Origin of the sequence: Thermococcus sp. AM4, from assembly GCF_000151205.2 — an archaeon.
In the GTDB taxonomy this organism is placed as follows: Archaea; Methanobacteriota_B; Thermococci; order Thermococcales; family Thermococcaceae; genus Thermococcus.
This window is the reverse complement of sequence record NC_016051.1, coordinates 1811448-1836214: the sequence shown is the minus strand read 5'-3', so window position 1 is coordinate 1836214 and position 24767 is coordinate 1811448. Positions and strand designations below refer to the sequence as shown.

Here is a 24767-nt window from a genome sequence, read left to right as displayed (position 1 = left end):
TTTAGGTTTAACCCTCACCCGAGACCGGCCTTTATCTCCTCAAGCATCTGAACGGCCTGGTCTATCATCTCGTCAAGGCCCAGCTCTTTAGCGGTCAGGTTCATCGTGAACTCCATGTCGATGGGAACCTCAAGTTCCTGGTTTATGGGGACGTCGAGGTAGTCGTCGAAGGGCACGTCGATCGTCGTGTTTATCGGCACCTTCAGCGTGTCGTGGAACGGGACGACCGCGGTGGTGTTTATCGGAACTGTCGCGGTCGTGTTCACAAGGGTCGTAACCGGGACCGTTGTGTTTATGCGGACCTTCACGGTGGTGTTTATCGGGACGTCCACCCATTTGTCTATCGGAACGGTCACGTTGAGGGTGAGGTTTTCCTCCCTGTTGTACGCCGTGGTGTTGACGGTTTGAACGATGTGGACCCTCGTTACGGTGTTTATCGGAACCTCCACGACCTGGTCGATGGGCACGTCGAAGCTTACCTCCTGGTTTATGGGAACTTCAACGGTATCTGAAATGTTGACCCGGAAGCTCTTGTTGACATCAACCTCGACCGTCTTCTCAAGCCCCACGTGGAAGGTCTTTGAAACGTGAACCCTGACCGTTGTGTTCACGGGAATCTTCACTGTCTTGTGGATCGGGATCTTGACCTGGAACGTCTTGTTCTTCAGATCCTGAAGGGACGCGATGGCTTGATCCACGGACGAGGCCGCCTTTCCCTTGACTTTGAACACTAAAACCATCGCCCCAACGTCTATCAGCAGGAGGATCAAAACGAGCACCGTCAGGATGCCGAGCCAGGCCTTGAGCTTTTTCTCCACGGGCATCACCATGGGACTACCCTACGGCCCCAGGCAATATAACGTTTCCGTCAGAGATATATATGAAAAAGTCAATCCGAATCGGGTGCCCGTGATGGCGAGAAAGAGAGAAGGGAAGAAGGGTGAAATTGAAAGAACCGAGCGGAAAAAAACAGCCGCGCTTGAAAGGATTAAATCATCCCCCTATTCAGTCCCCGTCCTCATAGCGCTGATCGCGTTCCTCATAAGGCTCATACCGTACAGGCTCAGGTATCCAATAGGCTACGATCCCTACTTCCACCTGGCATACCTCCAGTACGTCACGGAGCACGGATGGGTGAACTACTTCCCCTACGCCCTTGGCCCGTGGGGCTTCCTGATAAACCACTTCCACCCCAAGGGACTGTGGGGGGCGCCTTACGCGGTCTACCTCATGGGAAAATGGGCCGGTCTATCAGTTTACGGTGCGTTCAAACTAACCCCTCCTATCTTCGGCACCCTAACGGTTCTGGCGCTGTACTACACCGTCAGGAGGATACACTCGACGAGAGCAGCGATTATATCTTCTCTGATCCTGGCCCTGACCTTCGGGCACGTCTTCAGATCCATGTCCAACTACTACAGGGGTGACAACTACGCCCTCTTCTGGTACTCCGTCGTGCTCCTGTTCTTCTCCCTCGCCCTGTTCGAGAAAAACCCCCGGAGAAAGGTGGAGCTCTACGCGCTGAGCGGTCTCGCCGGCGGGCTCTCAAGCGCCTTCTGGAGCGCCTATTACATAGTCCTCGTGCTGCCCCTCTTCGTTGGGCTGAGCGTTTCAGCCTACGGCTTCCTACGGGGAGAGGGCATCAAGGACGGTGTTCTGATGACCCTTTCAACGGGAATAGCGGCCGTCGTTGCCTCACTCCTCGGCAGGCTCTTCGGCTTCGGAATGTTCTGGATCGAGAACTGGCAGGGAAAAAACCTAGTAAAGCTCACCGGAATAAGCCCGGGTCCCCTCCAGGATGCGTACCTCGTCCTCCATCTCCTCGTCCTCCTCCCAGCCACGCTCGTAATAATCGCCCTTCTGTGGGCCCTTAAGTCAAAAATCCCAGAGAAAGCCAGGAAGATCGGAACCGCCGGAACTTTAGCCCTTGCCCTCGTTGTTTTCCTCGGGCTGCTCTGGAGGTACGGGGGTACACTGGAGATACTCGCCTCGGGACTCAACGCCTTCGGCGGAGCGGCCACGGCCGAGATGTCGAGGCCGGGGTGGTGGGACATCAAGACCGCCTACCACGCGCTCCTGCTCTTTCTCTTCCTCTATCCCCTCTCCCTGAGAAGACCAAGGCTCGGCGATGCCTTCGCCCTCGGTTCTTCCCTTCCCCTGCTCCTGCTCTCCCTCTACTGGACCCGCTTCCTCTTCATCGGATCATTTGGCCTGGCACTGCTCGGCGGCATTGGGGGGGCGGAGTTCCTCAAGCTGACGAAGAAAAACGCCCGTCCCGTCGGAATTCTCTTGATAGCCATCCTGCTCCTCATAGGCGGCTACCACTCCGTAAAGGCCACGTACGAGGTTAAGCCCATAGTCGATGAGCACTGGGAGAGGGCCTTGGAATACCTGCGGGGTGTTTCCAACGAGAACGATATAGTGCTGACGTGGTGGGATCACGGCCACTGGGTTACATACTTCGCCCACAGGGCGGCGGTTGCACAGGGGACGCCGAGCGAGCTGGTGTCAAAGTTCTACCTGGGAAAAACGACGAAGGAAGACCTTATGGCACTTGGAGTGGACTACGTCACGGTTTCCTTCGACACGATGCTCAAGTGGGGCTCGCTCAAGGCAACTGCCGGCCAGAAAAGCGGTTACGTCCTCATCCTCCTGCCGTTCAGGGGAGCCTACGGGGACACCGCGGTTTTCCAGAACGGTAACTACCAGGTGGCCGTGAGGAAGAACGGGAAAACGTGGGACGTGCTCGTAAACGCCGGCGGTGCCCAGTTCATACCAAACGAGACTTGGATAGAGGGAAAAGACGGTTCCTTCCTGGCGAACGTAACCGGGAAAAAAGCCGGCAACGCCTACCTGTACGTCAACCTCAACTACGGCTACGCGGTGCTGATGGACGGGGAGACGTTTAAGACACCCTTCGCGAGGCTCATGTTCACGAACGATTATCCCGGGGATTTCAGGCTCGCCTACACGGATGGGGGAATGGTCAAGATATTCAAGTTGGTGCACCCAAACGTTGCCCTCGACCGCGAAGAAGGGCTTCTCAGGTTCGAAAACGCAACCGGAGATACACTTAGGATATACGGCTACACCGATTCCGGGAAGAGGGTCTTTTACAGGGCCTACAACGTCTCCGGAATGACGGAGTTCAAGATACCTCCCGAGGTCAGGGGCGTCGTGATAAGGTACACCTACCTCAAGGGGGAGACGATCCTCGACAGGGGCGTTTTCAGGAGGTCGGATGGGTGGAGCTGAAGGCCCTCCTGAGGTCAACGACAGACTTAACCCTCGGGACGATCGTAATGGCCCTCAGCGGGCTTTTCTTCTGGCTTTTTGCGGCCAGGCTGTATCCGGCTGAGGAGATAGGCACCGCCTCGGCGCTCGTATCCTTCATGAACCTCGTCTTCGCCCTATCAACGCTTGGACTTAACATCGGGCTCGTCAGGTTCTACAGGATCCACGGAAAGGGGGCCTCTGGCACGATGGTAACGGCGATGCTGCTGCTCTCAACGGGGCTAACAACCGCTTACGTTCTGATGAACCCGGGCGGGGCCTTCGAAAGACCGGAACTCATCCTCGGGGCCTATCTGCTCGCCCTCTTTGGGGCCCTCTACAACGCTTTAGGCTTCGTCTCCATCCCCCTCGGCAGAACGGAAGTGTACGTTAAGATGAGCGCCCTCTACTGCCTGAGGGTCGTTTTCCTGCCCTTCCTACGAACCCTGAAGGCAGGAGGCATGGTTCTGGCAACTTCCCTCGGTCTGGCCGTCGCATCGGCCCTGGGAATGAAGGAATTCCGGGAACAGGTTTCCTTCACAATCGACGTCGAGTTCATAAGGGAAAGCCTCGCGCTGTCCCTGAGCAACTACATTGGATCTATCGTCAACGTGCTTCCCCTCTACCTGATGCCGACGATCGTTCTCGTGGAGCTGGGGAAGGAGTGGGCGGGCTATTACTACATCGGCTTTACCATAGGGAACCTCCTGACGACCCCGATAATAGCCCTCTCCACCGTCCTCATTAGGGACGGAAAAAAGGCACTCTTTAGAAAATCCCTGGGCCTTGTGCTCTCCTACTGGGCCCTTGCAGCTGCCGGCACGTTCCTGCTTGGAGAACCAATTCTCAAAATCTTTGGCATGGACTACCTCAATGCCCTCCCAATGCTCAAGGCGATCGCCCTCGGTCTCGGGCCGTTTGGGCTCGTTTACCTCGGAATCTCGGGGCTCACCCTCAGGAACGCCGCGGGAAGAATCCTGGCAATAAACCTCGTGAGGGGTGTATCTTTCCTTCTCCTCAGCTATTTCCTCCTGCCGAGGGAGGGCATAACGGGAATAGGGATGGCCTGGACCCTGGCACATCTGCTCGCGACGCCCCTCCTCGATCCGAAAACTTTTTAAACCCTCCCTCACCCTTAATCTCGGACGCGCCCCGGTGGTGTAGCCCGGTCAATCATGCGGGACTCTCGATCCCGCGACCCGGGTTCAAATCCCGGCCGGGGCACCAGAATTCTCGTGGGCCCGTGGCTCAGCCTGGTCAGAGCGCCCGCCTGATAAGCGGGAGGTCCGGGGTTCGAAGCCCCGCGGGCCCACCACAACAGCCCTTTCTGACGAAAGCGCTGGCGGAGAAACTTTTCTGGTGAAAAGTTTCATCAAAGTGGGCATGCTTTTAGACGGGTTCATTTTCGAGTGGGTTTGCTCTCAAACTCGCCGTTCTCGAGCGTGTTTTTCCATTAGCGCCCTTCGGGCGCGTTTCAAGTTTAAACCCCTTTCCCAAGAGCCCTTATTAAAACAAACCCAAAAACCAACGGATCACTTGGAAAGGCATGCACTCTATCTTTACCCCCTGGGAGGGTTTGACCCTTTTGGTCAAACTTTTTCCCAAAAGCTTGCTTGTGAGTGTTTCGCTCTAAGAAGGGGGCCCTTCTGGCTTCCATGATGAGTTGACATGTACTCGATCAGCTAAGACCGAATTTCAGCAATTGCCGATAGGTTTATAACCGTTAGGCTGGATCATCAAAACATGCTGGAGAAAGAGAAGGAAGCCCTCGCGAGGAGGATCGCCGGCGAGATAGCCCTTTCCTCCGATCCCGGGAAGACCATGAGAAAGTGGCGCGAGATATTCGGGATAAGCCAGACCGAACTCGCGGAGCACCTCGGCGTCTCCTCCTCCGTGATAAGCGACTACGAAGGCGGCAGGAGGAAAAGCCCCGGAGCCGCAACGATAAAGAAGTTCGTTGAGGCACTTCTGGAGATAGACGAGAAGAGGGGAGGCAACGTCATAAAGGCCTTCAGCAGGACCATCGGGGTGGAGCTCCCGACGAGCGCGATACTCGACATCAGGGAGTTCGCGATACCGGTGACGATAGCGGAGCTGGTGGAGGCCGTAAAGGGCGAGGTCGTAACCAGAAAAGAAGACCTGGACAGGCGAATCTACGGCTACACCGTGGTCGACAGCATAAAGGCCATCCTCGAAATGAGCAGCGAGGAGTTCCTCAAGCTCTACGGCTGGACGACGGAGAGGGCACTCGTTTTCACCAAGGTGAGCACAGGGCGGAGTCCAATGATAGCCGTCCGGGTTCAGGGGCTTAAACCGGCCGTTGTCGTCGTTCACGGGGTCAAGAAGCTCGATGAACTTGCCGTAAAGCTCGCGGAGAAGGAGAAGATACCCCTTGTCGTTTCGCACGCCGAAAACGAAAACGAACTGATAGCGGGCCTCCGCGCGCTGGTCGAAAAAAGCGAGAGAATAGACTAATCCAGGCTCTTCCTCCTCCAGATCCCCTCCTCCGCAAGCTTAGTTAGCCTGTTCCTCATGTGGATCAGAACGTCGCTCAGCGTTTTCCCGTTGTCGTATGACTCCACAATTATTTCAAGCTCTTCCCTCGGAAGGTCCTTCATCTCGTTCGCCAGCTCTATCATCCTCGGGTACGCTCTAACGATGTTGTCGACTATCGTTACGTCCGCCATCCTTGCGCTCCTTGAGAGGGGGTTTAAATCGACGGTAACCACAAACTTGCCCATCTTCACGAGCGCTTCCGTTCTGTCGCCGTCCTCGAGCGGGACGAGAACCACGTCGGCCCTCCAGATGCCGTTTTCGTCAACTTTCCCGCGCTCGTGCTCGAGGCCCGGAATCCTCTTCGTCGGGTTTATCCCGAGTATCTCTATCTCCGGGTCATACTTCCTGAGCTCCCGCTCTATGGCCCTAACGCGCTCCTCCGTTCGGTAGAAGAGGTTTATCTCGAGCCTCGCGTTGAGGGCCTTCGCCAGCTCAATCGTCTCCTTTGGAACGAGCGCCGCGACGTTGCCGTTTACTGATATGACCGGCCACTCCGCAAGCAGGAACTTGGCAACCGCCACCCTCATCGCCCTTTCCGCAGGCTCTATGGTCCTTTCTCCGATTAGGTAATCGAACGCCTCCCCCCGTCCGTGGGCGATTAGACCGGCTTTGGCAGTCATTCCCTTCTCCATGCCCTCGATGATTTTCTCACGGTAGTAAAGGCTCCAGTAGCGCGGATGGCTCTTGGGGATCTTCACCATTCCAATCACCGGAGGGGTTTCTCCCAACCCCTAATAAACCTGTCCTCAGCCCTTAACCAAAAAGCCAGCTCATTCCTCCTTTTGGCCGGAAAGGGGTTCTAAACCTTTGGTTCAAGAAAACCGTATAAACTCTAGGTTCAAAACTTCTGGTGAACAATGTTGTTCCCGTGAACGGGGGTGTTCATCTTGGGATACCGGATCACTGCAAAGGAAGATTTGAGCCCGATTGACTATTTTGTGGAGGTGGAGGCCCCGCACGTCGCCAAAGCATGGAAACCGGGCCAGTTCGTTGTTTTCATCCTCCACGAGAAGGGCGAAAGGGTTCCAATGTCTGTCTACAAGGCCGAGGACGGAAGGGTAAGCATGTTCATCAGAAAGCTCGGAAAGACCAGCCTACAGCTCTACCACGAGTACAAGCCCGGAGACGAGCTCTGGAGCTTTGTCGGGCCCCTTGGAAGGCCGATCAAAATCAAGGATTACGGCAGGGTGGCCTTTGTTTCCGATGCGGTCTGCGGGCAGGCCGAGAACTACGCAACGCTGAAGGCCATGCGCGAGGCCGGTAACTACACCATCTCCGTTCAGACGTTCGAAGACAGGGAAAGGGTCTACCCCGAGAAGTTCCTGGCGAGAGAAGTGGCGGACGAGTACTACCTGACTACACTCGACGGTTCCGTCGGAATAAAGGGCCACTACCTCGACGTCGTGAAGGAGCTCATCGAGAAGGACAAGGTCGACATCATCTTCGCCGGCGGAAAGCTCGGCTCTCTCGCCAAGCTCGCGGAGCTCACGAGGCCCTACGGAATCCCAACCTACGCGACGGTGAGGCAGATTATGGTGGACGGAACAGGCATGTGCGGTTCGTGCAGGGTCCTCTACGACGGAGAAGTAAAGTTCGCCTGCAGGGACGGGCCGGTCTTCGACGCCCACAAGATTGACTGGGAGGACGCGATTAGGAGGAACGCGGAGCGCTTTGCAGAGCAGGAGAGGCTCGCCAAGGAGCGCTACCTTGAGTACCTCCGCGCCAAGGGGGTGATTTGAATGCCGAAGCTCATCAAGGAGAGGGTTCCAACCCCTGAGAGGCCCGTTGAGGAGAGGGTTAAGGACTTCGGTGAGGTCAACCTCGGTTACACCTTCGAGCTTGCCGTTAAGGAAGCGGAGCGCTGTCTTCAGTGTCCCGAGAACTACGCGCCCTGTATAAAGGGCTGTCCGGTTCACATCAACATTCCTGCCTTTATCGCCAAGATTAAGGAGGGCGACATTAAGGGCGCCCTGAGGATAATCTGGAACGACAACACTCTACCAGCCATAACCGGCCGTGTCTGCCCGCAGGAGGACCAGTGTGAGGGCGCATGTGTCGTCGGAAAGGTCGGAGACGCGGTTGACATAGGCAAACTCGAGCGCTTTGTGGCAGATTACGCGAGGAAGCACGGCATAGAGGAGGAGCTCCTCTGCGAGTTCGAGGAGAAGTGCACCGGAGAGCTTGGAAAGGTGGCAGTTGTTGGCGCCGGGCCGGCTGGACTAACCGCCGCCGGTGAGCTCGCGAAGATGGGCTACAAGGTGACAATATTCGAGGCCCTCCACAAGCCCGGTGGAGTTCTCATCTACGGAATCCCTGAGTTCAGACTGCCGAAGGAGATACTCGACCACGAGCTGGCCAAGCTCAAGCGCCTTGGAGTCGAAATAAAGACCGACCACGTCGTTGGCAGAACCGTGACTTTAGAAGAGCTCCTCGGAGAGTACGACGCCGTCTTCATAGGAACCGGTGCGGGAACGCCGAAGCTCCTCAACATCCCGGGAATCCTGCTCGACAGGATTTACTCGGCCAACGAGTTCCTCACGAGGATCAACCTGATGAAGGCCTACGAGTTCCCCGAGTACGACACACCGATAGCCGTCGGGAAGAAGGTAATCGTCATCGGAGCCGGAAACACCGCCATGGACGCGGCGCGCTCCGCGCTCAGACTCGGTTGCGACGTGACGATAGCCTACAGGCGCGGCGAGGAGGACGTCAGCGCGAGGATTGAGGAAGTCGAGCACGCGAAGGAGGAGGGCGTGAAGTTCCTCTACTTCGTCCAGCCGGTCGAGTTCATAGGCGACGAGAAGGGCAAGGTCAAGGCGGTGAAGTTCGAGAAGATGGAGCCGTTGGAGGAGAGGGACTCAAGGGGGAAGAGGAAGATAAGGCCGACCGGCGAGTACGTCACAGTTGAGGCGGACACGGTGATAATAGCAATCGGCCTTGAACCCAACAGGATTATCAGCGAGGAATCCGGGCTGAAGACAAACGCCAACGGGACGCTCGTCGTTGATGAGAACCTTATGACGAGCATTCCCGGAGTCTTCGCCGGTGGAGACGCGATAAGGGGCGAGGCAACGGTTATCCTCGCGATGGGCGACGGAAAGAAGGCGGCGAAGGCAATAGACGAGTATATCCGGGCCAAGAAAGCCAGCGCGTGATTTCGTCTTTACCATTCCCTTTTTCTCGAACCCAGAAAGAGTCCGTATTTCACGAAGTCCATGAACTCGCTGTTCGCAAACGTTTTCATGAACTCCATCGTTTCTTCCGGCGAGAGCCACTCGACATCCTCAGGAACTCCTTCAACCCACAGATAGACGAGCTCTTCTCCCTTCCGGGCGAGGAGAATCGTGAACACTTTGACGCCGAGCTCCTGCGCAATCCTAACCTCTCTGCCGACGAGGGAGGTGAATTTCCCGAGAGGGGCTACCGCGACGAGATATTCCGCCTCTTCAATCCTGTCGCTCGTGTCTCGAATGCCATACTTTGACGGCACGAGGATGTTGTTGGAGTTCAGCTTTTCCTCGATGATTTCAAGGATTGCCCTCTCTGTTCGGGTGTGGTAGAGGAAGGTGGGCTCCGTCAGGTAAACGAAGGGCCCGTAGGTTTTCTTCCTCCTCAAAAAGCCCAGCATTGAACCACCTCGGGTGGGGATAATGTCATCATCTCGACATCAGGAGGGATGACACTCCTCATCGGTTCGCAACCCAAATCTCCCCTTTCAAGCCTTCTTTCGGCCAAAGGGGCCTTTTCAACGGAGTGGGTGTCATCGGTTAAAGTGGGTCTGTCATCCCACCCCCTTTAAACTTACCCAAGAAAGAGAGGTTAAAAGGTTTTACCATCTAAAAACAGCTAAGAAAAAAGAGCCAATTAGCCGTCATCGGTTAATAAAAATACCCAAAACCTTTAACCTTCAAGTTTCTTCTTTAGGTTTTCCTTAACTTCTGGCTGGCTAATCTCAGCCATTGCCGAGAGAATCTCAAAGCTAAGTTGATTTCTTTCATGAACATCAAAAAGGTTAACATTACTTAACAAAACTTCCATAGCGGCCCCTGGAAAGCCTCTTTCAATCAAATGTTCGATTATCCTAGTGATAGCCTCTTTCAGAAGGTTAGATGAAAGTTTACTAACGATCTCATTGGCTGTATTTTTAAAGAGTTCTTCAATGTTAGTTTTATCACTGTTAACCCTGGCATTTTTGAACTTCCTAAGGATGTCGATGACAAGAGGCTGGTTTTCATTGTTTAACGCTTCCAGTATTGCCAAGCTTGCTAGTATTATGTCTGAATATGTGTATGAGACATTAGCAATCTGATTCAGCTTTTTCTTTTCAGAATTTAGGATTTTGTATGCATCCACTGTGAGCCTAATGGTTTTTGTGTTTAATTCATCCATTGAACTCACCAAAAAGTATTCAGAAGTTTGAAAGTTATAAATGTTATCAGATGCTCTTAGCTGATGACTTGGATTTTTCTTTAATATCCTTAACTTTAACAACAAATGTTTCTAAAGTATACGTTCGACCAATACATGCTCCTCTCAATTTAGATGTATCTAGACATGCATAGCAGTGGATACAGTTAGATAAATTAACATCTATTTTGCCCTCCTTGTTTATAAACAACGCATTTGTTGGACATAGTGAGATACAAGCCCCACACCCAATACAATTGAGCTCTTTCTCAATTATAATCCTGACTTTGTTCCTATATTGGTAATCTTGAAGATTTGGTCCATTGCTTAGTATACCTAGTAGTTTGAAGCTCTCTTTTGACAGTCCATTATTAAAACTAACCTTAAAATTGGAGATTTCAACCTCCCCAACAATCTTTCTCTTAGTTGGAGGCCTCCAAGAGCGCCATCCTCCATTTAAGAACTCCTCTTTGTTAGGTATTCCCATTGTATCAGCGTATGTAATTAAGAACTCCTCGAATTTCTCCCAGATTTCAGGCTCTATCTCTTTGAGTTTTCTAAGCTCTTTTGGCGATTTATATGGGCAGATTACACAACCATTTCTGGATAATCCAAGTTTGTAGTTTGGATGAATTGGGAGGTTATATTTTTTAATGTATTCCCATACTTCATTTTCAGTCCAATCAATAATCGGGTTAACTTGAATGACGTAAGGTATCATGGGGTTCTTGCCAATTTTTTTGTATTCCATTCTAATTAGACTCTCATTTCTCCTTAAGCCGGTTATATAATATTTAATGTGATGCTTTTTGGCATACTCACTAAGTTGGGGATATTTGATAGTTGGACAACACCACCTGTGGCGAGTGGAAGGGGGTCCAAGCATGGGCAATAGCTCCCAAAAAGATTTTTGTGGGCGCACAATATCTATTTTAACCCCTAATATAGTCTCAACCTCTTTAATGTACTCAATTGTTTTAGAAGATTCAATTGTTGTATCACTGAAAACCGCTCTTCTAATACCAACTCTCGAAGCTAAATGAAGGGCAACCAAACTATCTTTACCCCCCGAAAAACTCACTGCTATCGCAGACTTGGGGAATTGTCTCAAGAAATACAGCGCTTCTAGTTCTTTCTTTTTTAGTTCTTTCTCAGTGCTCATGTTTTACCATCACGTTGATGAGCCTATTAAATGTTTACCTTGACTCAAGGCATAGCCAAAACATTTAAATAGTATGCTATGGATAGTGTAAAGTAGAAAGTATTTGGTAGGAGGTATACATATGCCTGTAAGATGCATAAAGTGTGGAGTTACAAGTGGAAGACGGTCCAATGTGGATTATGAGACCTTTATTTGTGATGAATGCAAGCAGCATGAACAGGTAGTTATCTCTCTTTATGAGACTGCCAAGGAGACATTTTTGGACCCTTCAGCCCCAATTGAAGCTTCAGATATTTATGAAATACTAAAACAAACTTATTTTGTTATCCAAAAGAATCCCAAGCTCTCTGTATACGCAGCCATTGTAAAGGAACTTTTAGAAGCATTTGCTATACAAAACCTGACGGAGATTGATTATGATGAGTTGTGGAGGAGAACAAGATCCAGAAGAAATATTCTAAAGGTTCTGAAATCTATGGAAGACGCTGAGATTCTCAAGTTAGAATCTCCCGATAGGATTAGCCGGGTAGTTAAACCTGGGCCGGTGTTAGAGAATTTTGCCAAGGTATATAGAGTGTATAAAGCTAAAGAACAAGCAAAAACGAGAGTTGCCTCTGTCCTAACTATGTATGCTATTCTACACGAATTATATGTACTAGCTAAATTAAAAACTAAGACAGAAATCGAAAATACTTTTGGCGTTCATTCCCCCAAAGCACCATGGGTGGCAACGATGTTTCTTTGGACTACTAGATTAACAAAAGGGGAAGAGGGAAGACATTTCACTGAAGATGAGTTTCGGAAATTCCTTGCAAAACGGGGTCTTTCAACAACTACTATATCTAACTACATATCTGCCTTAAAAGCAATAAATCCCAACTCAGTTCAACAATTTATTGAAAACATCCAGCCTACAGGGAATAACGGAGTTGAATTTATAGTGAGGGAGGATCTTATAAGAGCCTTGGAAAGAATATATGCTAGCAGGGTGAGAGAGAATGCCAGAGATTGATCCATTTACAATAAAAGAAGTCAAATTGCTAGAATATCAAGAACGCATTTTCAAGAAGATATATAACGTAGTGAACTGGTTGTTTGATAGCACTTTTGAGAATATTCCCTTCAAGGGCTTTCTCCTTTATGGTCCCCCCGGAACTGGGAAAAGTGAAATAGTAAAGCAAGTAAGTAAAAAGATAGCAGAGGCTTATCCAAATGTGAAAGTATATTATATTGATGGTGCAGATATTGCATCTCCAAAATGGGGGGAAGCAGAAAAGAAACTTCAGGATGTATTCAATATCTCCGAGAATGAAAGGAGAATAATAATTTTTGATGATATTGAGAGCTTAATGATGAGCCGGGGAGCATCTATTGCAAAAGAGTGGCATTATTCAATAAATTCGGTGCTATTTCATGCATTGGATTTTATAGATCCATCGAAATGCGTTGTTTTAGCTACCACAAATAGAATCGATCTAGTAGATGATGCATTGAAATCTAGATTCTACTTAATTGAAATTCCAAGAGTTCCAAAATCTGAACTATTTTCTCTTCTTGACAACATGATGTCTTCAATAGAGCTCCCTGAAAATATAAAAACAAAAATAGCATCTGCAATTAGGAATAAAATAGAAAATGATAAAATACAAGACCTAAGAGGAGTACTATATGAGATAGCGATGATGACATTTAATTACATCTCGGAAGGTGATATTGATGAGTGAGTACCCCATATGGTATGATGAAGACACAATGAAAGAGGGCATTCTAATTGTTGGAATTTATTTTAGAATTCTAAAAGACTACGTTCAGAATGAAGCCAGAACTTGGCTAATGGAAGAGTTACCAAAGAAGTTAAAGGCAGCATCTCCTGAAACCAGCATCGTGCCTCTAGAATACGCGCTAACCCGATATATCTCACCCGCCAAGAAAAAGGGAAGAGCAGGTAAAGCCAAAGGGGGAGAGTATAAATATCTGATAGAAAACGCAACTCCCGAATTCTATGAGGCATTGTTTGAAATATTAGAGAAGAAAAAAGAAAATGGAAAACCAGAATGGTTTGGGGATTACTACATACTAATAGCGAGGAGGGTGATTAGATATGACTGAACCCAAAAACCCTTCCCTCCTAATACTAGTCGAGGAGTATGTTCAAGGAAGGATCACAGAGACTCAATTTAGAAAGGAATTGGAAAGAATTCTTAAAGAAAAAGTAGAGGGGGCTAAAAAATGAGAGACAGCATCACTTTGGAAGTTCTAAACATCGGAGGAATTCTAGGCAAAAAACAAATCAATCTAGCAGAAGGCACACTAAATATTGTAGAAGGTCCTAATGCCAGTGGGAAAAGCAGTATTGCTAAGGGCCTGATGGCAGTTCTAGGACTTGACAATAAGGTACTCCACGTAGGGAATTACAGTAAGATATGGGCTATTGAAGCCAGAAATCTAGGCCTTCTCCCAGAAAGGGGGGGACACAGAGCAGGAATTCTTCACGCACATGCTAGTAGAGGAGAAGTAGTTCTCAAAGAAAAATCTTTGGAAAGAAGACTTATCATAGACGAATCCGGCAAGGTATACCCAGATATTAATGCAAATTCGAATTTTCTCTTAGTTGGAGTTTTAACGCCAAATTCCTGGTTATATACAGCGATTAGTAGGCCCGGGGATATAAGAAACGAATCCATCTTTAAGAATTACATCACAAGATTATCTGCAAAAGCGGACAAATATGAAAGTGCGGGAGTTTTGATCCAGGAATACTATTCTCAGATCCATAAACTTCAGAATGAGTTAAGAAAGAGAAAAGCAATGATTCCCAATCTAAAAAAAGAGATTGAGCAATTGAAAAAGGAAATCAAAGAGCTTACCCAAAAGAAAAACAGTCTGATGGCAATGATTGGAACCGATAGAGCAGATAAAAAACAGGAAATATCCAAACTAAAACGCAACCTTGAAAAATTGGAAAAAGAGAAAGAAAGCCTTAAACAAGAGATGAGAGAGCTTACAACCTCCCAGGAAAGAATTAAAGAAGAAATTAAACAAAAAGAAGCAGAAATTGCATTTTTAACTAAAAGACTTGAAGAGATAAAGAAAACTCTGAGTCAAATAGAAAAGGAGCTTTCAAATCCGCCGGATTTGGATGATATAGAACATGAAATCTCATCTCTGCAAGAAGAGAGAATTCGTTTACAAGCGTTAGCTGATCTATATTACATAGCACTTGAAAATATTAAGGAAACTAATGAGCCCTCTGTTTGTCCGCTCTGTGGAGTAGGGACATTGGATGTTTCTCATATAGAGAGTCACCTCAATGAAACAAAGAACAAAGTTTCTGAAATTGAAAAGAGACTACGTGAACTTGTGTCTAAGAAAACACAAATAGAGCGGTACCTAAAAGAGCTTGAAAGACGGCGTGAATCATTAGTTGCTGAAGAAAGGGAAACACATGGAAAAATTGGCTGGCTTAAACAATATGTAGATACAAAAAAAGTAGAGTTACAGAATGACATGAGTAAGCTAGAAACTCTCAAAAAACAGCTAGATCAAGTAGATAAGAAAATCTCAGAGCTTAAGGAACTCCTAAGGAAAGAGAATCCTGAATTGATCGCAGAGCTAGATGAAATATCGAGGAAGATCGATGAAAAAGAAAAACTACTGAAACACAAAGAGTCACAATATACTACTATGGGTTACATGGAAATATATGGAGTCAACATAGAACTAGAGGCCGCTCAACAAATACTTGAAAAGTTGGCAAAGGAGCTTAGTAGTGCATATAAATATGCACATAATCAGGCCGAAAAAGTAAGGCAAGAAGCTAGAAAACAGTTTAACACTATGATAACTAGCGTGTTAAAGCGCATTGGGTTTAGTGAATTCAAGAAGATTTACCTCGACAAGGATTACATATTAAATGTCCAATATGTAGCGCCCAATGGGGAAGTTAAGATCATACAACCATACGCTCTCAGTGAGTCGGAGAGAGTTGCTATAGCTCTTGTATTGATGTTAGCTTTGAACAAGGTGTACAGAGAGAATATAAACTATATCATTATAGACAACATGTACGAGTATTTTGACCAGTATAGAACAGATGAAATACTAAAACTTCTCAATGAATATGCCAAGCAAGAACAAGTTACCATAGTGTTAACTAGAACAACATCTAATGTCAATGACATAAAAGTGAGTGTTTTATGAGGTTAGTATTTTAATATTTTAATAAGACCAGTGGGGTAAGACTCATGGAAAAACGACTTGATGAATATCTAAAAAAATACAGTAAGCAGGGCGACCCTCATAGATCAGAAACCACCCATTCAGAAAGACGATCCAAACGTAAACGATATAAAAAACCCAAAAAAATGAAAAGAAGTGTTCTTAGACATAGAAGGAAATGTAAACTTTGCGGTGCATCTATTGATCCACTTAGTAAAATCCCAATATGCAAAAACTGCCAGATATCATTATTTCAAATCAAAACGTTAAAAAACACACTAAGAGAATCTATCATGCATAAAGAAAAGCCTCCGGAATGGGCTCTTAAAGCTGCAAATAAGATCACTGAAATCCTATCCAATTATCCCGAGTTTTTGGCGTATAAAAATGTCGTATCTGAAGTAGTGTGGGAATATATAATTGATGATGAAGCTCAAATAGAAGGAATTGAAATTGAGGACTTGGTTTCGTTAAAATATACATACAAAAACAAAACTGAGATTCTTCAAGAGTTATATAAGTTGGGTATTGTGGACATAACTAACGATCGGAAACTCCTACCTGGAAAACTTTTACAGTCTCTACTTGAAATAAAGAAGGTATATGGTGACAACTTCCGTTCTGTTAATTGGGAGATGTACACATCAGCAATCCAGGCTATCTTTATGTTAGATATTACAGAAAAACACGTTGATGCATATCTATCTGGACACAAGAAAAAGAATCTAAAACAAGTACTAACTATATTCAAGATCTTGTCGAGGGTAATTGAGGACAATCTGGATAAAACAGTGTATCCCGAAATATTCAGCATAGCTCAAGTGGACTTTGATCTACTTCTATCTCTATTAGGAGACAAAAAAATAAAATTAAAATTCTATGTTAATATCACTGGAATTGTCGATGGAAAATCTAAGCTTGTTGAGGATTTTGATGAAGAAGCTCATGAGTTCAAACTCCATAAGGACTTTAATGAGTACATTATTCGCATGATTGAGAGGATACGAGAAATTGAAAGAGAGAGAAGCTAAGAAATACCAAGATAATGCCAACTCTATATTGCCCTAAACCACTAGTTTGTCATATTATCCTTCATTCTAATCTAATTCAATCCAAAAATAAAGCTCTGGATATGCTTTCTTAAAAAGAGACTAATAGCAGCAATAATATTATGAATAAATCCACCAACTTTCCCAGCAGTAACAACCTCAACTTCTCAATACCTGATTAAAGATAGTTATGTTGTTATTAAAGAACTCCTAGAGCTTTTCTAGAAATTTGGAGCAGTTATACCAGCAATAACTATTAGAATAAACCCCTACAAACTCTAACATCCGAGATTTTGAGACAAACTGGGGCTTCTTTTCTGTTCATAAATACTCATTAATGGGTATTTTCGTGACGGATACACTATGTCTCTACACAAGGGTATTCCGTCACTATATTCTTATATTTTCCAAGCCTCTGAGAAAGTTGTGTGGGTTGATAGTTTATATTCATGGCCTCCTAAATAGATGTGTGATGTAGCATGAACGACGTTCTTCATAATCTCAATGAGATATTGAGAAAAGTTATCCAGATTGAGAACGACGTAGAAGAGCTGAAAATCATGGTCCTGAAGATGATTGCTGATAACCTGCCTGAAGAGGAGATTGACGAGGAAACGTTGAGCCGATTGAAGGCTGAGCTGAAAAATTTGAAGCCAGAGAATGTCTCTGGCTTGAGCGTTGAGGAATTTATTGAACTGCTCGAAAAAGATAAAGAGTGAAGGGCTATTTATTCACATGTTATTGTAAATATTCTTTTGTCTTTTGAGTTTCCTTAGTATAGGCTAGCCTATTCAGTGCAGAACCACACTTATTCACATTGAAATGTGAATAAGCATGACTTTGCCCTAATCACTTTAGGGGAAATATTTACAAAGTAATGAGTATATTACACTATGGGGTGTGAATAATGCCAAGACGTCCCAAATATCCCTCGGAAGTTAAAGTGGCAATACCCAAAGAAATAACAGTTCTGTATGAAACGCCGATTCTGGAGATTTTATTAACCAAAAATGAAGCTGAAATGGCAGAGAGAATTATTAATCACATAAAGACAAACGGAAGGCTGTGGCCTGATGAGTGGAAAGTCATAATCCCCACTAAATCTTCAAGGGACATCCAGCTCTACTATCGTACATTGAAGAAATTAGTCAGTTTAGGCTTGATCGGTAGAGGTAAGGAGGGTAGCTTCATATTGAGCGGAGAGCTCAGCAGAAAGCTAACTGTAATGATTGAAAAGGTGAATGCGTTAACAGGCGGGATGTAAGTCACCAACGTTAGGATTTCTCAGAGTTATACTCCGAATATTTTGTAGTAATCCAAGTCGCTAAAGTATGATTTCAGAGTCTCATCAAGTAGAAGGTACCTTTTTTCTTTCTTTTTCCCAACTTTGAATTCCTCAACTTTTACTAATCCTATATCTGTTAAAAATTCCAGATACCTGCTTATGGCTTTTTTCGACAATTTCTTTAAACCTCTCTGCTTTCCGAGGAACCTAACAAACTTAAAGAGTTGGTCGCTCGTGCTCCACTCGATTCCAATGACCCAAAGGATTATACTCATCTTTTCGATGTCATCTTGGCTGTATATATGTTCGGAGGCAATACGTTGGAGTATGCTAGTAGTATGCTCTAAGAATTTTGTGTCCACGTACGGGAACTTGTTCTCATTTTCTTCAATTGTAGTCTTGGAGAGGTCTTCATATATTTTGAGCCAGTAGTAGTTCGGCCTTTTGCCCGTCGTGCCAGAAATATATCCAAGTTTTTCCAGCTTTTTTAGTCTGCGTCTTATTGTTGATTCGCTTTTTGATAGGAGTTCAGCTAACATTGATATTCTAATAACAAGATGTTGAGTAGCTATCTGAAGTATCTTATAGTCTAAATTATCTAACTTTGTCAAATGTTGGCTATGACAGGCTAGATAGTTCGCAAGATCTATGCCTTTTAAATACGCTAAAAATCCTCTATCTACTAAAAGCTTCTGGACTAGATACTTGTAGTCTTCATATGGGTCCCATCGGGGCGATATTCCAGTGAAAGTCATTATTGCTCCCAGTATTCCCGATGCCATGTTAATTCTCTCTCGAATAAGGGCCAGCTTCTTTGAGAGTTTCTCTGGGTTAAGAATCTCGTCTTTCGAAATATCAACACCATCTACAACAATAATTTCCAATTTTGGATCCCTGTATGAATGTAACTTTGAGAGATATAGCTTCAGCCGAAATTTAAGGCCTCTCCAAAGTATTTCTACTATGTTATAGTACCATTTCAAGTTCCTAAATTCCCCTTTGCTACCGAAGCGTTGGGATATTCCTACTCTTTTTCTTAACTCATTTAGAAGTCTGTCAACTCTCATAAGATTATCTACAGTTTTTCCATGTTCATCTATGCCGTATCTAGGAAATCTTATATAAAGCTCAGGAGCAAGCAATTTGGCTTCTTTAAGGCGATATGTATAATTTATAGGTCTATTAGGAAGATCCCTGATGGCACTAAGAGCTCCAAAAGGATAGTAGGTGCCATAGAGGTCGATTCTTACTGTTGATTGTACATACCAGGGTCTTATATATCTAGCGTCCAATGTGTTTCGGTATATTGTCTCCACAGTTACTGTCCATATGGGTAGATCCCCTTCTATATCCTGGTTCTTTTTGAAGCCTTTTACAATAATTGGGGGCATTTCCTCCGAATTTTTTGACTTGCGACTTGAATCTAGAGGGGCTTCTAAAATGATCTTAATATCCTCCCTCTTTAGCTCCTTCAGGAATATGTAATACCTTTTCCCGTTTTTTCTTGTCTCACCTATATATCTCCACTGCTCTATTTCTCTTATCTTATCCCGGCTATTTATCACATTCCGAACTAGAGCCTTGATTAGATGCCGGCTTAGGAATTCCAAGACGTCATATATGTATGTGCTAGAGTATGAGAAATATACTACAAAATGGTGCCTAACGGCAGAATAATGAGACTGTAATCCAAAATGAGAGCTGTTGATTGATGATATTTTGTTGTATTCATTAGCAGGGATAAAATTTATAGTATCCTCTAACCTAGTCATTCTCGGGTATCCCCCTTTTAGTCAGCGGAGCCGGCTATCTAAGAGTTTCAATCTTCTTTTATTTTCACAGCCATATTCTTCTCAATCCACATCCTGAGAGCCTCGGTGACTGCAATCCCTAATGCTCCCTTCTTTGATCCGTATCTCCTTCCAACTGCGAGCCTAAATTCCTCATCCAGCTCGTCTGGGATCAGAACGTGCAGTTGCCTCATTACTATCTCACCTCGTTCAAGTTCTCATGGTAGTGTACACAAGTTTTTATGTAATTATGTAGACTTACAACTTTATAAAGATTTAGGAACGAGAAGGCGTCTTTTATGCTCTTATACTATATAAAGTTTTCAATTCAGATTCTGGCCACTTTAAGAGCTTTTTATCTCGTAAACGTTTGTTTGCTCCTTTTTGTATATCTCACGACAAGAAAAGGTGGTGGTTAAAAGTGAGACCCAATAATTATTTAATTAATTAGAGCATAGAAATTATGCGGATCAATTACTCATGGATATAAAACAACTGGGGTGGCAGATAATGAAAAGGGAGGAAATTAAAGAGATTATTGGGGTGCTTTACGGACTCATGGAGCCGGGAGAATTGAAACTGAAATGCATTAAGGTGACTCCTGGAATAAACGCTCTCCTGGATATTTTAGCTTCAGGATGGTACCCTAAGGACCCAGCCCAAGAACAGATAGTTTATACCCTTGAAGATCTGCTGGTCCTAGGGCATATCCTTAATTTAATTGAAACCCCTGAAGAGCTAGAGAGTGCTCTCGAAGAGATTTTAGAGCATAAAGAAGCAAGAAAGAACTGGATTCACCGGCTGAACAAATACAGGAAAGATAAGAGGCGGGACAAGATTCTCCAAAGATATGAAAATGTGCTTAACACAATCCTATCTAGGTGGAGAATTGACATTAAGGTTCCATGGACTAAAGTGCCTATTCCCGCTGTGGTCTTTGTTGACGCTTTGAGAACACTGAACAAGGATTCCCGGACTGTAAAGAAAAGTCTGCTGGAATTTGAGTCTCTGGGATTAATCAAAATTAAAGCCTGCACATCACTCAACTTGGACTCGTGTACCGATCTATCAACGCTGGCTAGGAAACTTACTGAAACATTTCACAGAACCCGCAATACGAAGAAAGCTGAAGAGGAGATATCTCGCATATTGATAGACACAGGGCTTTCTGAAGTTTCTCCTTCATTATTGGCCAAAACCTTGGACATCCTCAAAGAAAAGGGCCGGCCTCTGGAGGAAAAATACCAGCTTCTTCTCGATGAAATGGTAACTGCCATCTCAACGTCGAAGGTCTACTCTCCCACTATAATAATAGAGCTCATCATACTTCCGCTCCAAACTACTGAAAAAGCCCTAGATGAAGCCACAATCAAAGAGATTATTGGGGATATTTACCGCTCTAAGAATGTTCCACCTGGAGAGTGATAACTTTTTATTTTTCCTGCTCCTTAATTGGGCGGTGGATGTTAAGTGGGCCTGGTTAGGAAATACAAGCTCTTTTATGCCCTCATGAACGTTGGATTCGTAGGAAACATTCTCGTCATCTACTACCTAACCAAAGGCTTCAACTACGCCCAAATAGGCACAGCAATGGCCATAGCAACCATAGGAACATTCCTCTTCGAAGTCCCAACCGGAGTAGTCGGCGACAAAATAAGCAGAAAAACCAGCGTCCTCACAGGCCTCGCCCTCTACCCAATCGGCACGATAATACTCATACTCCTCAAAAACTTCCCAATGCTCATCGCTTACTCAATAATAACACCCCTCGCAGTCGCATTCATCAGCGGAAGCCTCCAAGCATGGTTATACGACAACCTCAAACACCTCGGCAGAGAAAAAGAGTATAGACAACTCATGAAAGACATCAAAACCATAACCCTACCCCTCTCCGCCCTCACAGTAGCCATCGGCGGAATCCTTGCCCAACTCTACGGATTCACCCTCCCCTTAGCATTGACCCTAATCCTCGAAATAGCCACGCTCATAGTCGCCTACACAATCCCCGAGTATGAATTCCAGAAACCCGAACGCTCCTATCTAAGCCACACCCTCCAATCCTTCCGGGAAATCCGCCGGCCCGAACTCCTCTGGCTCATAATACTCTCCATAACCGTCGTCATGGCCACCAACCAATTCCGCCAATTCTTCGAGCCTTACTTGGGCGACATACTCGCCAAAATCCTCAAAACTACGCTCGTAGGAACGCTCGGCATTCTCGCAGTCATAGAAGCCATCGTCAAAGTCCTGCCCAAACTCATCGGAATCCGGCTCAGGGACAAATGGAGCGTCAAAGCCTACTCCCTCGCCCCAATCATCGTCCCAGTAATGACGGCCCTCTCCGTAAGGAACACTCCAGAGTAATTGGGTGAAAAATAAGCTTGAAAAGATGTTTTGGGCATTGAAATTAAAGGCATGGTAACAGTTTTGGCTTCCAATAATGCTGGCAAAGTTGCTTAACCAAACGTCAGAAGGGAGTATCCAAAGATAAATAACAACCAAAAAGGTTTTAGTTGAATATTTAGCCATATAATCTTGGTGTTAAAAGTGGAAGACATCACGTATTCAGTTGAACCCTTACTGAAAAAGTGGCGGGAGGTGTACAAAGAAGAAAAGAAACAAAAAAAGACCCCCGAAAAAGTGGAATATTCCGAGCTTGAACCGGCGGTGTACTTCAACGTAAAAAGGCCGTTCTTTGTGAGATTATCCCCAGAAGATCCCACGTACGTGAGGACTTTTAGGATGATCTCATACGGTATGCTCAAATACAGTCCCTCCCTGAGGACACTCATTCTCAGGGGTGCAGGATATAACTTAGCCCGTAAACTTGTTGAGACCAGCGAAATCAGGAGCATAGACGACCTCCCGAGGGTGTTTCTGAAGCAGAAACTTGGAATAGTCGATATCATCGAAGAATCCTTCAACCGCATGAAAGTTAACCTCTATGAGTGCATAAGCTGTTACAACATCAAGCCCGTTGGGAGAACCCTCTGCGACTTTGAAGCCGGCTTCATCCAAGGAGTCATGGAGGCTCTTATCGGCAAGAACATTACAAGGGAAGTATACTGCTGGGGATTAGGCAATCATTTCTGCGGATTTGAAGTGGTATTCGAGTGATGGGTATGAGCCTGTTGGTAATCCAACCCTCCACTAAATGTGACGGAGGTTGTTTGATCTGTCCATGGAGGGAGAAGTTTGGGTGTACAGGGGTGATGCTACCCCCTGAGGTAGTAGATATCTTGGCCGAGAACCTAGATGGCTTCAGGTTTGATGAGTGTGTTATAACGTGCCCCAACCCCTTCTCCCATCCAAAGATAGACGTTATAGTAAATAAAACCCAAGAAATATGCGATCGTATTGATATGTTCATAACAATCCCGGGATTAAAGAACGTTGCTCGAAGCGGTCAACTTAAAAAAATTTCAGATAATGTGCATGCCCTCATCATCTTGGTGGACTCTCAAAAGGCCATGATGTCGTCAATTCAGACGATAAAAAACCTGCTGTCCTTTGGTGTCGATAACATTGAAGCGTACATACCGTTAGGATCGAGTTTTGATTTTGCAGAGATACTTTCCCTGATTGGTATCTGCCGCAGACTTGGACTCAGAATAACCGTGGGGCCGAGATTCTATGAGAAAGCCCCAACAGAGGAATTTCTGAAAAAACTTGCGAAGAGGGAAAACACCGAGGTGGGCCTACACTATGGGATAAAGTATATCTATCATGCCCTTAAGGTTTTCTTTGATGACTATCCTGTGACCTTGCTGACGTCTCCATCCTCAGAGAATTGCAAGACCATTTATGTAAACCCCTACGGCAATGTTTCCAAATGCCCCCACTCAAAGCTCAGTATCAACTACCGCCACATATCGACTGAGTACCTCAGGAAGATGCTCTTTTCTCCATGCCCGTTGAGTCAAAATGCCCTTCAGCTAACCCCCAAAGTCAAAGTTTCCTTTGTAACGCGGGATGGAGTTGAGATACCTTCAGACATCATGGAACTTCTTGAGCTTATTTCCCAGCTAAAGTCCTTCAGGGCTGCGTGCAAAGCCATTGGTGTCTCCCCCTCAACGTACTGGGAAAGAATAAAGGAACTTGAGTACAAGCTTGGCATGTCCCTACTAATAACCGTGAGAGGGGGCAGAAAGAAGGGTATAACTGTTTTGACGGGATTCGCACGAGACATTTTAGAAGAATACCGCAGGGTCAGGGAAAAGGTACTCCTCTCTCTATACACGTGAAGGACGCCCATTAGTTATAATCCCAAGTGAAAGTCTCGTGTTCTGAATTTAGAGAAACAATGGCTGTTAATGTCCTGATTCCCGAACACGACTTCCTTTTATCTGTTTTGTTTAACCTAAAGATTGAGGTGATAACAATGGATTCTATACTGTCGCCTGCAACGGACAGGCTGACGGTCTATATAGATCCCTCCAAGTGCATGGGGTGCAGAGCGTGCGAAATGGCATGTGCCATCGAGCATTCCATGAGCAAGACACTATTTGGGGCAATTCAGGAGAAACCAAAGCCGAAACCAAGACTGAAGGTCGTCGTTGCCGACTTCTTCAATGTCCCAATGAGATGCCAGCACTGTGAGGATGCCCCCTGTATGAAGGCGTGCCCAACGGGAGCAATCTCCAAGACCGAGGAAGGTTTCGTTGTTTTGAACCCGAACATGTGCATTGGATGCCTTATGTGCGTGATGGCATGTCCCTTTGGTCATCCAAAATACGAGCCAGAATACAAGGTAGTTTTGAAATGCGATTCGTGCGTCGAGCGCATTAGGGAAGGTAAACTTCCAGCGTGCGTCGAAGCATGCCCAACCGGAGCGATGAAGTTCGGGCGGCTCAGCGACATCCTTGATGAGGTCAGAACGGAAAAGGCTGAGAACCTGATTTCCGGAATGAAGGTTCCTGGCATGGTGTACGTAAAGCCCATCGTCGAGAAGAAGGAGGAAGGGCCTGTTAAGCCCATGGACCTCTACAGGATGTACACTTCTGTTAGGTGGTATTGAGGGGGTGTTA

Annotated in this window: 24 protein-coding genes, 2 tRNA genes and 1 pseudogene; 20 read left to right on the top strand and 7 right to left on the bottom strand. The window is 46.0% G+C overall.

Features of this window, described 5'->3' with window-relative positions; genetic code table 11:
- Positions 1-14: 14 nt before the first annotated feature.
- Entirely contained in the window at positions 15-824 is an 810-nt protein-coding gene (locus TAM4_RS10125) for a hypothetical protein (RefSeq protein WP_237702091.1), read from the bottom strand.
- 88 nt (positions 825-912) lie between these two features.
- On the opposite strand from TAM4_RS10125, the gene TAM4_RS10120 reads away from it, so the two are divergent.
- From TAM4_RS10120 to TAM4_RS10100, 5 genes are all read left to right on the top strand, one after another.
- A complete protein-coding gene (locus TAM4_RS10120; protein ID WP_014123128.1) occupies positions 913-3255 on the top strand; it encodes an STT3 domain-containing protein in 2343 nt (780 codons plus the stop codon).
- Positions 3246-4394: a lipopolysaccharide biosynthesis protein gene (locus TAM4_RS10115; protein WP_014123127.1), complete on the top strand. Its 1149-nt coding sequence runs from the start codon at positions 3246-3248 to the stop codon at positions 4392-4394. The genes TAM4_RS10120 and TAM4_RS10115 overlap by 10 nt, the downstream gene beginning before the upstream one ends.
- A gap of 28 nt (positions 4395-4422) precedes the next feature.
- Positions 4423-4500: transfer RNA gene (locus TAM4_RS10110), tRNA-Glu, on the top strand.
- 10 nt (positions 4501-4510) lie between these two features.
- Positions 4511-4588 (top strand) — tRNA-Ile (locus TAM4_RS10105).
- Between the two features lie 428 nt (positions 4589-5016).
- Positions 5017-5748, top strand: a complete 732-nt coding sequence (locus tag TAM4_RS10100; protein ID WP_014123126.1) for a helix-turn-helix domain-containing protein — start codon at positions 5017-5019, stop codon at positions 5746-5748.
- Here TAM4_RS10100 and TAM4_RS10095 read toward each other — a convergent pair.
- A complete protein-coding gene (locus TAM4_RS10095) occupies positions 5745-6530 on the bottom strand; it encodes a 4-phosphopantoate--beta-alanine ligase (protein WP_014123125.1) in 786 nt (261 codons plus the stop codon). The two genes, TAM4_RS10100 and TAM4_RS10095, sit on opposite strands and share 4 nt — an antisense overlap.
- 186 nt (positions 6531-6716) lie before the next feature.
- Between TAM4_RS10095 and TAM4_RS10090 the strand changes: the two genes are divergently transcribed.
- Both TAM4_RS10090 and gltA read left to right on the top strand, forming a co-directional pair.
- Positions 6717-7568, top strand: coding sequence for a sulfide/dihydroorotate dehydrogenase-like FAD/NAD-binding protein (locus tag TAM4_RS10090; RefSeq protein WP_014123124.1), 852 nt, complete (start codon positions 6717-6719; stop codon positions 7566-7568).
- Entirely contained in the window at positions 7569-8984 is a 1416-nt protein-coding gene (gltA, locus tag TAM4_RS10085; RefSeq protein ID WP_014123123.1) for an NADPH-dependent glutamate synthase, read from the top strand.
- Between the two features lie 8 nt (positions 8985-8992).
- Here gltA and TAM4_RS10080 read toward each other — a convergent pair whose 3' ends face one another.
- The 3 genes from TAM4_RS10080 to TAM4_RS10070 form a co-directional block, all read right to left on the bottom strand.
- Positions 8993-9457, bottom strand: a complete 465-nt coding sequence (locus TAM4_RS10080; RefSeq protein ID WP_014123122.1) for a hypothetical protein — start codon at positions 9455-9457, stop codon at positions 8993-8995.
- Between the two features lie 272 nt (positions 9458-9729).
- Entirely contained in the window at positions 9730-10218 is a 489-nt protein-coding gene (locus TAM4_RS10075; protein WP_014123121.1) for a hypothetical protein, read from the bottom strand.
- A gap of 46 nt (positions 10219-10264) precedes the next feature.
- Positions 10265-11398 (bottom strand): phosphoadenosine phosphosulfate reductase family protein, encoded by a 1134-nt coding sequence (locus TAM4_RS10070; protein WP_014123120.1) that lies wholly within the window; start codon positions 11396-11398, stop codon positions 10265-10267.
- 121 nt (positions 11399-11519) lie between these two features.
- Between TAM4_RS10070 and TAM4_RS10065 the strand changes: the two genes are divergently transcribed.
- From TAM4_RS10065 to TAM4_RS10035, 8 genes are all read left to right on the top strand, one after another.
- Positions 11520-12410: a hypothetical protein gene (locus TAM4_RS10065; RefSeq protein WP_014123119.1), complete on the top strand. Its 891-nt coding sequence runs from the start codon at positions 11520-11522 to the stop codon at positions 12408-12410.
- Positions 12397-13122: an ATP-binding protein gene (locus TAM4_RS10060; protein ID WP_014123118.1), complete on the top strand. Its 726-nt coding sequence runs from the start codon at positions 12397-12399 to the stop codon at positions 13120-13122. The genes TAM4_RS10065 and TAM4_RS10060 overlap by 14 nt, the downstream gene beginning before the upstream one ends.
- A complete protein-coding gene (locus tag TAM4_RS10055) occupies positions 13115-13507 on the top strand; it encodes a hypothetical protein (RefSeq protein WP_048150660.1) in 393 nt (130 codons plus the stop codon). The genes TAM4_RS10060 and TAM4_RS10055 overlap by 8 nt, the downstream gene beginning before the upstream one ends.
- Positions 13500-13631 carry a hypothetical protein gene (locus TAM4_RS11950; protein WP_256359054.1) on the top strand — a complete coding sequence of 44 codons (132 nt, stop codon included), beginning with the start codon at positions 13500-13502 and terminating at the stop codon, positions 13629-13631. The genes TAM4_RS10055 and TAM4_RS11950 overlap by 8 nt, the downstream gene beginning before the upstream one ends.
- Positions 13628-15598, top strand: coding sequence for an archaea-specific SMC-related protein (locus tag TAM4_RS10050; RefSeq protein ID WP_014123117.1), 1971 nt, complete (start codon positions 13628-13630; stop codon positions 15596-15598). The genes TAM4_RS11950 and TAM4_RS10050 overlap by 4 nt, the downstream gene beginning before the upstream one ends.
- A 44-nt stretch (positions 15599-15642) precedes the next feature.
- Positions 15643-16647 carry a hypothetical protein gene (locus TAM4_RS10045; protein ID WP_014123116.1) on the top strand — a complete coding sequence of 335 codons (1005 nt, stop codon included), beginning with the start codon at positions 15643-15645 and terminating at the stop codon, positions 16645-16647.
- Between the two features lie 497 nt (positions 16648-17144).
- Positions 17145-17384: a hypothetical protein gene (locus TAM4_RS10040; RefSeq protein WP_014123115.1), complete on the top strand. Its 240-nt coding sequence runs from the start codon at positions 17145-17147 to the stop codon at positions 17382-17384.
- A gap of 188 nt (positions 17385-17572) precedes the next feature.
- Positions 17573-17929, top strand: a complete 357-nt coding sequence (locus TAM4_RS10035) for a hypothetical protein (protein ID WP_048150654.1) — start codon at positions 17573-17575, stop codon at positions 17927-17929.
- A gap of 26 nt (positions 17930-17955) precedes the next feature.
- Here the strand turns inward: TAM4_RS10035 and TAM4_RS10030 are convergent, their stop codons facing one another.
- Together TAM4_RS10030 and TAM4_RS11830 are read right to left on the bottom strand one after the other, a co-directional pair.
- Positions 17956-19515, bottom strand: a complete 1560-nt coding sequence (locus TAM4_RS10030) for an Lrp/AsnC family transcriptional regulator (RefSeq protein ID WP_158306679.1) — start codon at positions 19513-19515, stop codon at positions 17956-17958.
- A gap of 254 nt (positions 19516-19769) precedes the next feature.
- On the bottom strand, positions 19770-19934 hold the full coding sequence (locus tag TAM4_RS11830; protein ID WP_014123113.1) for a hypothetical protein: 165 nt from the start codon (positions 19932-19934) through the stop codon (positions 19770-19772).
- 316 nt (positions 19935-20250) lie between these two features.
- Here TAM4_RS11830 and TAM4_RS10025 point away from each other — a divergent pair, with 316 nt between their 5' ends.
- From TAM4_RS10025 to TAM4_RS10005, 5 genes and pseudogenes are all read left to right on the top strand, one after another.
- Positions 20251-21165, top strand: a complete 915-nt coding sequence (locus TAM4_RS10025; RefSeq protein ID WP_014123112.1) for a hypothetical protein — start codon at positions 20251-20253, stop codon at positions 21163-21165.
- Between the two features lie 84 nt (positions 21166-21249).
- Positions 21250-22086: pseudogene (locus TAM4_RS10020) on the top strand (MFS transporter); the annotation flags it as partial.
- A 201-nt stretch (positions 22087-22287) separates the two neighbouring features.
- Positions 22288-22857, top strand: a complete 570-nt coding sequence (locus TAM4_RS10015) for a V4R domain-containing protein (RefSeq protein ID WP_048150650.1) — start codon at positions 22288-22290, stop codon at positions 22855-22857.
- Between the two features lie 95 nt (positions 22858-22952).
- On the top strand, positions 22953-23984 hold the full coding sequence (locus tag TAM4_RS10010) for a winged helix-turn-helix domain-containing protein (protein WP_148258699.1): 1032 nt from the start codon (positions 22953-22955) through the stop codon (positions 23982-23984).
- Positions 23985-24121: 137 nt separating this feature from the next.
- On the top strand, positions 24122-24757 hold the full coding sequence (locus TAM4_RS10005) for a 4Fe-4S dicluster domain-containing protein (RefSeq protein WP_014123108.1): 636 nt from the start codon (positions 24122-24124) through the stop codon (positions 24755-24757).
- Positions 24758-24767: the final 10 nt, after the last annotated feature.

Coding starts and splice junctions, on each gene's coding strand:
- TAM4_RS10125 (WP_237702091.1), bottom strand. CDS start 824: ATGCCCGTGGAGAAAAAGCTCAAGGCCTGGCTCGGCATCCTGACGGTG.
- TAM4_RS10120 (WP_014123128.1), top strand. CDS start 913: ATGGCGAGAAAGAGAGAAGGGAAGAAGGGTGAAATTGAAAGAACCGAG.
- TAM4_RS10100 (WP_014123126.1), top strand. CDS start 5,017: ATGCTGGAGAAAGAGAAGGAAGCCCTCGCGAGGAGGATCGCCGGCGAG.
- TAM4_RS10095 (WP_014123125.1), bottom strand. CDS start 6,530: ATGGTGAAGATCCCCAAGAGCCATCCGCGCTACTGGAGCCTTTACTAC.
- gltA (WP_014123123.1), top strand. CDS start 7,569: ATGCCGAAGCTCATCAAGGAGAGGGTTCCAACCCCTGAGAGGCCCGTT.
- TAM4_RS10080 (WP_014123122.1), bottom strand. CDS start 9,457: ATGCTGGGCTTTTTGAGGAGGAAGAAAACCTACGGGCCCTTCGTTTAC.
- TAM4_RS10075 (WP_014123121.1), bottom strand. CDS start 10,218: ATGGATGAATTAAACACAAAAACCATTAGGCTCACAGTGGATGCATAC.
- TAM4_RS10070 (WP_014123120.1), bottom strand. CDS start 11,398: ATGAGCACTGAGAAAGAACTAAAAAAGAAAGAACTAGAAGCGCTGTAT.
- TAM4_RS10065 (WP_014123119.1), top strand. CDS start 11,520: ATGCCTGTAAGATGCATAAAGTGTGGAGTTACAAGTGGAAGACGGTCC.
- TAM4_RS10060 (WP_014123118.1), top strand. CDS start 12,397: ATGCCAGAGATTGATCCATTTACAATAAAAGAAGTCAAATTGCTAGAA.
- TAM4_RS10055 (WP_048150660.1), top strand. CDS start 13,115: ATGAGTGAGTACCCCATATGGTATGATGAAGACACAATGAAAGAGGGC.
- TAM4_RS11950 (WP_256359054.1), top strand. CDS start 13,500: ATGACTGAACCCAAAAACCCTTCCCTCCTAATACTAGTCGAGGAGTAT.
- TAM4_RS10050 (WP_014123117.1), top strand. CDS start 13,628: ATGAGAGACAGCATCACTTTGGAAGTTCTAAACATCGGAGGAATTCTA.
- TAM4_RS10045 (WP_014123116.1), top strand. CDS start 15,643: ATGGAAAAACGACTTGATGAATATCTAAAAAAATACAGTAAGCAGGGC.
- TAM4_RS10040 (WP_014123115.1), top strand. CDS start 17,145: ATGAACGACGTTCTTCATAATCTCAATGAGATATTGAGAAAAGTTATC.
- TAM4_RS10035 (WP_048150654.1), top strand. CDS start 17,573: ATGCCAAGACGTCCCAAATATCCCTCGGAAGTTAAAGTGGCAATACCC.
- TAM4_RS11830 (WP_014123113.1), bottom strand. CDS start 19,934: ATGAGGCAACTGCACGTTCTGATCCCAGACGAGCTGGATGAGGAATTT.
- TAM4_RS10025 (WP_014123112.1), top strand. CDS start 20,251: ATGAAAAGGGAGGAAATTAAAGAGATTATTGGGGTGCTTTACGGACTC.
- TAM4_RS10010 (WP_148258699.1), top strand. CDS start 22,953: ATGCTACCCCCTGAGGTAGTAGATATCTTGGCCGAGAACCTAGATGGC.
- TAM4_RS10005 (WP_014123108.1), top strand. CDS start 24,122: ATGGATTCTATACTGTCGCCTGCAACGGACAGGCTGACGGTCTATATA.